General features: G+C 68.5%; 12 protein-coding genes and 2 tRNA genes. 11 read left to right on the top strand and 3 right to left on the bottom strand.

The genetic code is table 11. The features are described from left to right. From VE172_RS11620 to VE172_RS11585, 8 genes are all read left to right on the top strand, one after another. Window positions 1–534, top strand: a 534-nt coding sequence (locus VE172_RS11620) for a YidC/Oxa1 family membrane protein insertase (RefSeq protein ID WP_324801506.1), incomplete at its 5' end; no start/stop codon positions are given. Then, window positions 527–1,045 (top strand): Jag family protein, encoded by a 519-nt coding sequence (locus VE172_RS11615; RefSeq protein WP_349258347.1) that lies wholly within the window; start codon window positions 527–529, stop codon window positions 1,043–1,045. The genes VE172_RS11620 and VE172_RS11615, both read left to right, overlap by 8 nt. Further along, window positions 1,042–1,683 (top strand): 16S rRNA (guanine(527)-N(7))-methyltransferase RsmG, encoded by a 642-nt coding sequence (gene rsmG / locus VE172_RS11610; RefSeq protein ID WP_324801499.1) that lies wholly within the window; start codon window positions 1,042–1,044, stop codon window positions 1,681–1,683. The genes VE172_RS11615 and rsmG overlap by 4 nt, the downstream gene beginning before the upstream one ends. 213 nt (window positions 1,684–1,896) lie before the next feature. Beyond that, a complete protein-coding gene (locus VE172_RS11605) occupies window positions 1,897–2,886 on the top strand; it encodes a ParA family protein (RefSeq protein WP_324801496.1) in 990 nt (329 codons plus the stop codon). After that, on the top strand, window positions 2,886–3,962 hold the full coding sequence (locus VE172_RS11600) for a ParB/RepB/Spo0J family partition protein (RefSeq protein WP_324801494.1): 1,077 nt from the start codon (window positions 2,886–2,888) through the stop codon (window positions 3,960–3,962). The genes VE172_RS11605 and VE172_RS11600 overlap by 1 nt, the downstream gene beginning before the upstream one ends. A gap of 62 nt (window positions 3,963–4,024) precedes the next feature. Next, complete coding sequence (locus tag VE172_RS11595; protein WP_324801491.1) at window positions 4,025–4,582, top strand: GNAT family N-acetyltransferase; 558 nt, start codon at window positions 4,025–4,027, stop codon at window positions 4,580–4,582. 68 nt (window positions 4,583–4,650) lie between these two features. Continuing rightward, window positions 4,651–5,199: a hypothetical protein gene (locus VE172_RS11590; RefSeq protein ID WP_324801489.1), complete on the top strand. Its 549-nt coding sequence runs from the start codon at window positions 4,651–4,653 to the stop codon at window positions 5,197–5,199. Between the two features lie 67 nt (window positions 5,200–5,266). After that, entirely contained in the window at window positions 5,267–5,704 is a 438-nt protein-coding gene (locus tag VE172_RS11585; protein WP_324801486.1) for a hypothetical protein, read from the top strand. Window positions 5,705–5,765: 61 nt separating this feature from the next. On the opposite strand, the gene VE172_RS11580 is transcribed toward VE172_RS11585, so the two are convergent. The 3 genes from VE172_RS11580 to VE172_RS11570 all read right to left on the bottom strand — a co-directional run bounded on the left by VE172_RS11580 (window position 5,766) and on the right by VE172_RS11570 (window position 8,670). Continuing rightward, the gene (locus tag VE172_RS11580) at window positions 5,766–8,297 is read right to left on the bottom strand and encodes a DUF6923 family protein (protein WP_324801482.1); all 2,532 of its coding nucleotides are present in this window, start codon (window positions 8,295–8,297) and stop codon (window positions 5,766–5,768) included. Window positions 8,298–8,473: 176 nt separating this feature from the next. Then, window positions 8,474–8,547 (bottom strand) — tRNA-Phe (locus VE172_RS11575). A gap of 40 nt (window positions 8,548–8,587) precedes the next feature. After that, window positions 8,588–8,670, bottom strand: a tRNA-Leu gene (locus tag VE172_RS11570). 302 nt (window positions 8,671–8,972) lie between these two features. Here VE172_RS11570 and VE172_RS11565 point away from each other — a divergent pair. The 3 genes from VE172_RS11565 to VE172_RS11555 form a co-directional block, all read left to right on the top strand. Further along, on the top strand, window positions 8,973–9,716 hold the full coding sequence (locus VE172_RS11565) for a DUF3662 and FHA domain-containing protein (protein WP_324801478.1): 744 nt from the start codon (window positions 8,973–8,975) through the stop codon (window positions 9,714–9,716). An 86-nt stretch (window positions 9,717–9,802) separates the two neighbouring features. Beyond that, the gene (locus VE172_RS11560; protein ID WP_324801476.1) at window positions 9,803–10,267 is read left to right on the top strand and encodes an FHA domain-containing protein FhaB/FipA; all 465 of its coding nucleotides are present in this window, start codon (window positions 9,803–9,805) and stop codon (window positions 10,265–10,267) included. After that, window positions 10,264–11,126, top strand: an 863-nt coding sequence (locus VE172_RS11555) for a PP2C family protein-serine/threonine phosphatase (protein ID WP_324801473.1), incomplete at its 3' end; no start/stop codon positions are given. The genes VE172_RS11560 and VE172_RS11555, both read left to right, overlap by 4 nt.

The raw sequence follows: 11,126 nt of genomic DNA, 5'->3' as shown, positions 1-11,126 counted from the left end.
GTGAAGATCGTGACGGGCATCCTGGTCGCGCTGATGATCGCGACCACCTTCCTCACCTCCCGCCAGATGATCCTGAAGACGGGATGGAACGCCGACCCGCAGCAGCGGATGATCCAGAAGCTGATGCTCTACGGCATCCCGTTCATGCTGCTGTTCTCCGGCGGCATCTTCCCCAGCGGCGTGATCCTGTACTGGGTGGTCAACAACTCCTTCTCGCTGGGACAGCAGATTTGGGTGCTGCGCAAGTACCCGCCGCCAAAGGCGAACACGGACGCCACCGGCGGCATCACCGCCAAGCGCGGCACCAAGAAGTACGACGAGCAAATGCGCGAGAAGCAGGAGCGCGCCAAGGCCTCGGCCCCCAAGGTCGGGGCGAAGCCGGCGAAGGCCAAGCAGGAGGGCGCCTCCAAGGCCGCGCAGGAACTCAAGCGGAAACAAGAGCAGGCGAAGGCCAAGGCGTCGCAGGCCCCCAAGCCGGGCGCGAAACCATCGAACAGAAAGAAGGGGGGTGCCACACGTGGCGCCAATAAGTGAAGCGGAGACCTCGACAGCCCCAGAGACGGACGAGAACGCCGTGAGCACCGACGACCTGTTTGCCGAGAGCGAGATCGCGGCGGACTACCTCGAGGGTTTTCTGGACATCATCGACAGCGACGGTGACATCGACGAGCTCACCGCGGGCGACCGTCCCGTGGTCGAGATCGTGGGCAAGGGCCTCGGCAAGTTGATCGGTCCCAACGGGGCGACCCTGGAATCCCTGCAGGAGCTGGCGCGGCTGGCGATCTACCGGCAGACGGGAGCCCACTCCCGACTGATGTTGGACGTGGGTGGATTCCGGGCGAACCGCCGCAAGGAGCTCGGCGAGCTCGCGGAGCGCACGGCGACCAAGGTGCTGGAGTCCGGTCGGATGGTGCGCCTGGAGGCGATGAGCGCGTTCGAGCGCAAGTGCGTGCACGACATCATCAACGCCACCGAGGGCGTCGAGAGCGAGTCCGAGGGCACCGAGCCGAACCGGCGGATCGTGGTGCGGCCGGTCGAGGAATGAGCGAGGTTTCACGTGAAACGGCGGCGGCTGAATCGGCCGCCGCCGTTTTTTCCACCCAATTGCCGCTGGCCGAGCGCTACGCGGAGCTGCTCGCCACCGAGGGCGTGCGGCGCGGCCTGATCGGCCCGCGCGAGTCCGACCGGCTCTGGGACCGCCACATCCTGAACTGCGCCGTGATCGCCGAGCTGATCGACCCCTCCGCCGACGTCCTCGACATCGGGTCCGGGGCCGGGCTTCCGGGGATCCCGCTGGCGATCGTCCGGCCGGATCTCTGGATCACGCTGGTGGAGCCGATGGAGCGGCGCACCACCTTCCTGGAGGAGGCGATCGAGCGGCTCGAGCTTTCGAACGTGGAGGTCGTCCGCTCCCGCGCCGAGGAGGTGCGCCCCCGCGGCAAGGCGGACGTGGTGACCTCCCGGGCGCTAGCCCCGCTGGACAAGCTCGCCCACTGGTGCCTGCCGCTGGCGCGGCGGGGCGGCCAGGTGCTGGCGATCAAGGGGGCTTCGGCGGCGGACGAGATCGCCAAGCACGAGAGGACGATCGGCAAGCGCGGCGCGCGGCGGGTGTCGGTGGTGCGATGCGGCACGGGGCTGCTCGAGACCCCCACCACGGTGATTCGGATGTACCACTCGGTCTGAATTTGCGCCTGGGGAGAATGTTTCACGTGAAACCCGGGGTGGGTGTTGGGAAATGCGATCAAAGGGCCGTAGTCTGGCGGGGTGCCTGACGACCGTGAAGAGGGATCCGCGAGTCGCGAGAGAATCCGTGAGGTTCTGAGCTCCGCGACGCGTCCCGATGATTTAAGAGATCGAGCAGATCAGCAAGGCAATCCATGGAAACACGGAGAACAGATGCGACCTGATCAAGCAATGGATCAGCGCGGGGCCGACCTGCGCGCCATTGAGTCCGATACCGCTCGCACCGAGGAACCGGCGGCCGACTCCGATACCCAGGAGTGGCCGTCCCCGTGGGATGACGATCTGCCGTTGGCGCGCGAGGCGCAGCGGGCCGTGAAGGTGCTGAACCCTTCGGGCGACGTGCTGATGCCGCGCCCCACCCGGCGCCGGGTGCTGGGCATCGCGAATCAGAAGGGCGGCGTCGGCAAGACCACCACCGCGGTGAACCTCGCCGTGGCGCTCGCCCTGCACGGCAACCGGGTGATGGTGATCGACCTCGACCCGCAGGGCAACGCGTCCACCGGCCTGAGCGTCGAGCACGCCGCCGGAACCCCCGGGATCTACGAGTCCCTGGTGGAGGCCGCGCCGCTCGGCGAGGTGACCCAGCAGGTGGAGGGCATCCCCAACCTGGTGTGCGTGCCGGCGACCATCGACCTGGCGGGTTCGGAGGTGGAGCTGGTGTCGGTGGTGGCCCGCGAGGGCCGCCTGCAGAAGGCGCTGGCCACCTACCCGCATCCGCTGGACTATGTCCTGATCGACTGCCCGCCCTCGCTGGGGCTGCTGACGGTCAACGCGATGGTGGCGGCCGAGGAGGTGCTGATCCCGATCCAGTGCGAGTACTACGCGCTGGAGGGCCTCGGCCAGCTGCTGCGCAACATCGAGCTGGTGAAGGTTCACCTGAACCCGAAGCTGAACGTCTCGACGATCCTGCTCACCATGTACGACAAGCGAACCAAGCTCGCCGATCAGGTGGAGCAGGAGGTTCGCACCCACTTCGGCGACACCGTGCTGAAGGCCGTGGTGCCCCGGAGCGTCCGGGTGTCCGAGGCGCCGGGCTACGGCCAATCGGTGATGACCTATGACCCCGGTTCGCGCGGGGCGACAAGTTACTTCGAGGCCGCAGAAGAAATCGCCAAGCGCGGCGCGGCGATGGGAGCGGCGTAATGCGCAAGAAGGGTGGACTGGGTCGGGGCCTGGCGGCGCTGATTCCGTCGGAGGCGCCGGATGCGGCTCCGGAACCGGCCGAGGAGGCGGCGGACGTTTCACGTGAAACATCGCCGGCGGCCGTTGCCACCAAGGAGGTCCCCGAGCCGCGTTCCCCCGTCGGGGTGTACGCGCCGGCGGCCGCCGAAGTTTCACGTGAAACGCCGCAGGAGGACGAGGAGGACGACGGCCCGGATCTGGTTCCGGTGCCCGGCGCCAGCTTCCGGCTGATTCCCCTGGACTCCATCGACACCAACCCGAAGCAGCCGCGTCAGGTTTTTGACGAGGAGGGCATCGAGGAGCTCAAGGTCTCGCTGGCGGAGGTTGGTCTGCTGCAACCCATCGCGGTGCGGCAGGCAGGCGACTCCTACGAGCTGATCGTCGGCGAGCGCCGCACCCGCGCCGCCCGCGAGCTCGGCTGGGAGACCATCCCGGCGATCGTCCGCGAGACCAAGGACGAGGATCTGCTCCGGGACGCGCTGCTGGAGAACATCCACCGGGTCCAACTCAACCCGCTGGAGGAGGGCGCGGCCTACCAACAACTCCTCGAGGAGTTCGGGGTGACCCAGGAGGAGTTGTCCCGCCGGATCGGCCGCAGCCGCCCCCAGATCTCCAACACGATCCGTCTGCTCAGCCTGCCGCCGGTGGTGCAGCGACGGGTGGCCGCCGGGGTGCTGTCCGCCGGGCACGCCCGCGCCCTGCTGCGGCTGTCGACCGAGCAGCGCCAGGACGAGCTCGCCAAGCGCATCATCGCCGAGGGGCTGTCGGTGCGCGCCATCGAGGAGCTGGTGACCCTGGAGGTGACCGCCGCCGAGGAGGCGGAGGTTTCACGTGAAACACCGGCCGCCAAGCGGACCGGGAGGCTTCACTCGCCCGGGCTCACCGATCTGGCCGACCGGCTGTCGGATCACTTCGACACCAAGGTGAAGGTCGCGCTGGGACAGAAGAAGGGCAAGATCACCATCGAGTTCGGCAGCGTCGCCGACCTCGAGCGGATCGCCGGGACCATGGGCATCCCCGCGGATCGGGCGACGTGATCCGTACCGGAATATGAGATATCGCCTGGTAGGAGCCGCCAGTGTCGGGCACTGTTGAGCGCGTGCATGCTTCCACCGCCACCAGCGTCACCGAACCCGCCGCCGTCGAGGTGCTGATCGACCCGCCGGTCACCGCCGGTCTCGTGGAGGACCTCACCCGCCTGTGGACGAAGGTCACCAACGCCGGCGGTTCGGTGGGATTCGTGGCGCCGGTGACCGAGGAGACGGTCCGCCCCCACACGGTCTCGATCCTGTCGCGCGTCATCGACGGCAGCGATTCGCTGGTGGCTCTTACCGAGGGCGGCTCCGTCGTCGCGTGGTGCGTGCTGAGTTCCAACGACTCCCCGCCGCGCCAGAACTGGCGCAACGTCCGCCACGTCCAGGTCGACCCCGACTGCCAGGGTTCCGGGATCGGCGGTCGGCTGCTGCAATCCGTCGAGGCGGTGGCCCGCGGCGTCCTCAATCTCGAGGCGCTCAGCCTGAAGGTGCGCACCGGCACCGGCGCCGAGGACTTCTATCGCCGCCACGGTTTCGTCGAGGTGGGCCGCCTGCCCGGCGCCGTCAAGGTCTCCGACACCGACTATCGCGACGACATCATCATGTGGCGCCGGCTGCGCTGAACAATTCCCGACACAATGGACGCGGGCGCGCCACCGTGCGGCGACCCGTTGTGCGGTAACTTCTATGGGTGGCAGGAAATCCCCGTTCTCCCAAGCTTCCCGATTTCGTCACCTGGCCCGCGTTTCCCTTTGAGGGCGACCTACGGCTCAAGCCCATCGCCGAACCCGCCGACAACGAGCCGCCGCGCCGTGGCGAGGAGCCCGGTGACTGCTCGTCCTGCCGCGCCGGGGACGAGGATTATCTGTGGGCGAATGAGCGCTGGCGCGTCAAGTCCCCGCCGAAGCCTTCGGGGCTGCCGGTCGTGGTGATCCTGGAGACCCGGGCCCACCTGGATCTCGGGGACCTGTCGACCATGCACGCCGCCGAGCTGGGCGTCCTCACCGTGCGGCTGGAGCGGGCGATCCGCTCGCTGGACTCCGTGGCCCGGGTGCACGTCAGCCGGTGGGGGGACGGCTCGGCCCACCTCCAGCTGTGGTTCCTGGCCCGTCCGCTGGGGCATTTGCAGCTGCGCGGTCCGTTCATGACGATGTGGGACGACATCCTGCCGCCCACGGACGAGTCCCAGTGGCGCCAGGACCTCGACTACCTCACCGCCTGGCTCGCCGACGCCGATTAGCGCAGTGACCGGAGTCACATTGACTCCGGCTTGCCTTGACCTTTGGTCAACCTTGGAAGCTTGCTTCATGACAAACAACAGCACTTCCTCAATCCAGTCCATCGCACTGTCCGACGACGAGAAGACCACCCTGCGGGTGGGCGCCTACGGCGCCGTGTCGCTGATGTCGGCCGCGGGCGTGGCTGGCGGCAAGCCGCACCGCATCGCCACCGACGGCTCCATCGCCCTGGCCTCGGCCACCGGCCAGATCGGCCATGTGCTGGCCAAGTACCCCAAGGGCAGGGAGCTGAACGGCAAGTCCGTCGCGGCCCTGGCCGACCGCGTGCTGCCCGCCCTGACCGAGGCCATGAGCCTGCTGAAGCGGCAGGACGCCGCCGAGGCCGAGCACTACCGCGCCGCGGTGGTCGTCGCCATCAAGGCGGCCTCCCACTCGCACAAGGGAGAGCTCAGCCCCACCATGGTCGACATGACCCACAAGATCACCGAGGCGCTGGACGCCGCGTGATCTGACAACCCTTCCACACCAAGGAAACCCCCGCATCGCGACAGCGACGCGGGGGTTCCGGCTATCGGCGTCCGGGTCGGCCCCACCAGGTGAGCAGGCCGCCGGCGGCGACCAGCAGCAGGGCCAGGACCGTCAGCGTCATCAGCCCCGAGGCGCCGGTGACCGCCAGGATCGGCGCGCCACCGGCGGCGTGCGAGGGCGGATGCGTGCCAGGGCCGGGCACCTTCTTGACCACCTTGACCGTGGTGGTGCAGTCCTTGTCGCTGACGCAGGAGCCGCCGTCGCCGCCGGCGACCACGACGTTGGTCAGGCGGCGGTCGCCGCGATCGGGATCGGACACCGTCACCGAGTAGGTGATCTTCTTGCTCGCCCCGGCCGCCAGGGCCCCGGACCAGCTCAGCGTGTCGTCGCTGACGGTGGCCCCGCCGCTGGCGTCGCCGTTGTACTTGGCATCGTCCAGCACGTCGGACAGGTCGTCGGTGAACGAGGCCGGGTCGTCGGTGGTGTAGTCGGCGCCGCCGCTGTTGGTCACCGTGACCGTGTACTTCACCTTCTGGCCCGGCCGCGCCGTCGACGGGGACGCCGCCTTCGACACGGTGTACGCCCGCACCGGCGTGTGGGTGGTGCAGGCGTCGTCGCTCGGACAGCGCCCGTAATCGTTGGGGGTGGCGACGTTCGTCAGGACCGCCGAGGCGTCGACGTCGTCGTGCACGGTCACCGAGTAAGTAAGCGTCGTCTCGGCGCCCACCGCCAGCCGCGGGTGCCAGGTCAGCGTGTCCCCGCTCAGGGTGCCGCCGTGGTCGGCGTCGTTGTTGTAGTCGGCGTACGGCAGCACCTTCGCCAGCGAGTCCTGCACGACGGCGTCGGCGGGATCCACCGAACCCCCGCCGGAGCCCAACGGCACGGCGCCGGTGTTGACCACCCGCAGGGAGTAGGTCACGGTGTCGCCGCCGCGCACCGAATCCGGCGTCGCCGTCTTGGCGACCGTGAAGTCGGCGATCGGGGTCTCCACCTCGCAGGCCCCGTCGCTGGCACAGCTGCCGGTGCCGCCCGGGACCAGGCCGTTGCGCAGAATGTGGTCGCCGGTGTCGGGGTCGTCTACCACGACCTGGTACGTCACGGTGTGCGTGGCGCCCACGTCCAGCGGGCCCGACCAGGTGATGTTCCTGTCGGACAGGCTGGCGCCGCCGGTGATGCTGTCGGCGTCGACGGTCGCGTCGTCGACGACGTTGTTCAGCCGGTCGGTGAACGACGCGGGCGAGGATTCGGTGTAGGCGCTGCCGCCGGTGTTGGTGACGGTGATGGTGTACGTGACGCGGTCGCCCGGCTTCGCGTGGTCCGGTGTGGACGGATCGGCGGTCTTGGAGACGGCGAACGACGGCGGTGTGGTGCCGGACGGGCAGGCCGTGGAGGTGGCGGTGTTGTTGGTCTGCGTCGGGTCGGCCTCGTTGCCCAGCACGTGCGCGGTGTTGGTGATCCCGTCGCCCGCGCAGTCGGTTCCCGCCTGGGCGGGCGCCCTACCCGTGATGGTGATGGCGGGCCCATCGTCGCCGGCCGCCAAGGCCGCGGCGGTGCAGCGCACGACCGCGTCGGCGCCCGTCCCCGAGATCGCGCAGCCGGGCGTCGAGGTCTGCGGGTCGACGAGCTTGGACGGCAGGTCGTCGGTCACGATGTAGCCGGAGGAGTCGCCGTCGCCGTAGTTGTGGACCCGCAGCGTGTAGGTGAGTTCCTCGTCCGCGGTCCAGGTGGCGGGGCCGTCCTTGACGATGCCCAGGTCGGCCCGGGCTCCGGCGTAGGAGGCTCCGTCATTCTGTGTATTGGACGGTCCCTTCGTCGAGGAGATCAGGGTCAACGAGGGGTTGTCGGACGACGGATTGTTGAGTTGTAGCTGGTAGACGGTCCCGGTGACGTTGTTGGAGACGCCGATGTTGCCGTTGCCGTAGACCCATTGGGCGCCATAGGGGTTCTGCGGCAGCCCCGCGCCGGCGACGCTGAGCACGTCGCCGGTGTTGGGGTCGATGCGGTACAGCCGGTTGCCCTCGCCGTACACGCCCCACAGGTACCCGTCGAGCCACACGAAGTCCGACAGGTTGGGAACGTTGGCGGACAGGGCGATGCGGGTGGTGGTCCGCGTGTTGACGTCGACGGCGTACAGGTTGCGATCGCTGGTGGCCAACCGCACATAGAGGGTGTCGGCGGTGGCTCCCGCGCCGAACGTCCCCTGGTTGTAGTTGTACGTGCTGTGCGTCAACCCGACCTGGCCCAGCGCGGTGAGGGCGCCGCCCTGGCCGATGCGCACCAGCCCGTCGTTGTTGTTGATGGCGTACAGGTACCCGTCGGCGGCGCGGTAACCCATGGCGTTGTAGCCGGTGGTGACGGTTCCCTGCCGCGTGAAGGTGATCTCGCCGGTGCCCTGCTCGGCGGTGTACAGCGTCGTGGGATCCCCCGGCGCGTTTCCCTGCGCCACGAACACCAGCCCCGGCCCGGACGGGAACGGATCGCCCGGTGCGGCCTGCGCGGCGGGTCCGAGGGGCACGAGTGCGATCAGCGCCAATCCCAGACAGCTGAGGAACACCAGCGATCGGCGGGCCATGGTCGTCCTTCCAAGACTGCGGACATCAGCTACCGAGCGAATCGGGCAAATTACGCTTATTGCCACGCTCGGAGTGTTGATCGGGCGGCGCCACAGATAAGAGGTATGGGACGGGGCCGCACACGGCGAAGGCCCCGACCCTTGAGGATCGGAGCCTTCGTCATGCTGTACTTCGGTGGCCAGGACCGGGGTCGAACCGGTGACCTTCCGCTTTTCAGGCGGACGCTCGTACCAACTGAGCTACCTGGCCAGCGGGTCTTGCCGAGCAAGACACGATGTCGTCGTATTCGTGCGGAAGGAGGGAGTTGAACCCTCACGCCCTTTCGGGCACACGGACCTGAACCGTGCGCGTCTGCCATTCCGCCACTTCCGCAAGTGGCCCACGAAATGTCGCTGTCGTGAAGCGAAAGGAACATTAGCACAAGGGGTTGGAGGCGCTCCACCGGCTTTGGACGACCCCGGTGGGCGGTGGTCGAGGGGCACCGGACAGACTGCCCCGTGGCATGGTTTGCCAATAGCCTTTAGGCTTGCCATGTCTGGGGCGACATGGTTTGGCTGGAAGGTTAACACGCAGTGCCGCGCGCGCCGCGCACACCGTTAACTCCGCCCGATACCATCGTTGTCCTGTGAGCATGCGCCACAGTGGTGTTGAACGGTTATGGCAAGGAGGATCCGGTGACTGTGCTGGGACGCTTTGAGAAGCGCTTGGAGGGCCTCTTCGAGGGTGCCTTCGCGAAGATATTCAAGGGTGTCGTGCACCCTGTCGAGATCGCCGGAGCCATGCAGCGGGAGGCCGAGTCGCACAAGGCGATCCTTGCCGGTGGGCGGATTCTGGTGCCGAACCGCTACGTGATCGACCTGTCTCCTCCCGATCACGATCGTTTGGCGCCCTACGCCGCGGCCCTGGCTCAGGAGTTGGCGCAGTCGCAGGCGGAGCACATTGGTGAGCACGGTTGGACGGTCTACGGCGATGTCATCGTCGAGATCGAGCGCGGTGAGGGTCTTGACACCGGGATGTTCCGGGTGATCGCCGAGGTTGCGGCGCAACAGGACCAGCATGCCCCGCAGGGTGGCCCCGGTTATGGTCCCCCCGCCGGCGGCGGCTACGACCAGGCCCCGGCCGGTCAGCCCGCCCAGCCGTCGGGCCCCCGTCTGGTGTCCGGCGACGGGCGGCAGTACGCGATCACCATGGGTTCGACCACCATCGGGCGCGGGGAGCAGGCGCAGATCCGGCTGCCCGACGTGGGCATCTCGCGGGTGCATGTCCGCATCGACTTCGACGGCGGTCAGGTGCTCGTCACCGACCTGGGCTCCACCAACGGCACCCTGGTGAACGGCCAGCGGATCTCCACCGTCTCGCTGCAGCCGGGCGACATGATTCAGCTCGGTACTACTTCACTGACACTGCAAGCCAACTAGGGCGCGTGCGAGCGTTACCCAACACCACATAGTCTGGCGTACCGTCTGTGACAGCCGATCGGCCGCGCGATTGAGAGGACATCAGGGTGCCTGATCTCATTTTCACTGTCGCCCGGTTCGGCCTGCTGATTTTGTTGTGGGTGTTCGTTTTCGTGGTGGCCCGTGCCGTCCGCCGGGACGTGTTCGTCTCGAGCAAGGCCGGGGCCGTCGCGGGGCGGCCCCCCCGACGTGCCTCGGGCGGCGACGCCGCCGCCGGGCAGGTTCCCCGTCAGTTGGTGGTGACCGAGGGAGAACTGCGCGGCACCCGGATTCCCCTGTCGGGCCAGCCGATCCGGATCGGCCGCGCGCCCGACTCCACATTGGTCATCACCGATGACTATGCCTCCGGCAGGCACGCGCAGCTGGTGCCGCGGGGTGGTCAGTGGATCCTGGAGGACCTGCGATCCACCAACGGCACCTATCTCGGCCGCAATAAGGTCACCGGTCCCACCCCCGTCCCCCCCGGAATGCCGATCCGCATCGGCCGAACCAGCATCGAGCTTCGCCCATGACTTTGACTTTGCGCTACGCCGCCGTTTCCGATCGCGGCCTGATCCGGAGCGGGAACCAGGACTCCGTGATCGCGGGCTCCCGGTTGATCGCCGTCGCCGACGGCATGGGGGGCATGGCCGCGGGCGACCTCGCGAGCAAGATCGTGATCACCGTGCTGTCGCGGCTGGACGGCGTCGAGCCGCAGGGCGACCTGACGGTCGCGCTGGCCGACGCGGTGGAGGAGGCCAACTCCCGCATCCGCGACACCGTCGAAGAGAACCCTCAGATGGAGGGCATGGGGACGACGCTGACGGCGTTTCTGTTCCAGCACAACAGGCTCGGCATGGTCCACATCGGTGACTCCCGGGCCTACCGGCTCCGCGAGGGCCGCCTCACCCAGGTCACCAAGGACGACACCTACGTCCAGATGCTGGTGGACGAGGGGCAGCTGTCGCCCGAGGAGGCCGAGAACCACCCGCAGCGCTCCCTGCTGCTGCGCGCCCTGGGCTCCCACGAGGTCGAGCCCACCTTCGCCACCATCGAGGCGGTGCCGGGCGACCGGTATCTGCTGTGCAGCGACGGTCTGTCCAGTGTGGTACACGACGACACCATCGAGGAGGCGCTGCGCACCATCCCCGACCCGAACGAGGCCGTGGATCGCCTGCTGCAGCTGGCCCTGCGGGGCGGGGCCCCCGACAACGTCACCGTCCTGGTGGCCGACCTGGTGGACGGACCGGTTCCTCCCCAGGGCCCGCCGATCATCGCCGGTGCCGCCGCCGACAACACCGCGGCCTCCTCGGCGGATCCGTCCACCGCGGCGGCGCGGGCGGCGGCGACCACCGCGAGCCTGCCGGTGCAGCAGGACCCGGCCGACGCCGG

It is taken from the genome of Stackebrandtia sp. (assembly GCF_035643755.1).
Classification (GTDB): domain Bacteria; phylum Actinomycetota; class Actinomycetes; order Mycobacteriales; family Micromonosporaceae; genus Stackebrandtia.
Note: the sequence above shows the minus strand (reverse complement) of the source record. Positions and strands in the feature narration are given on the sequence as shown.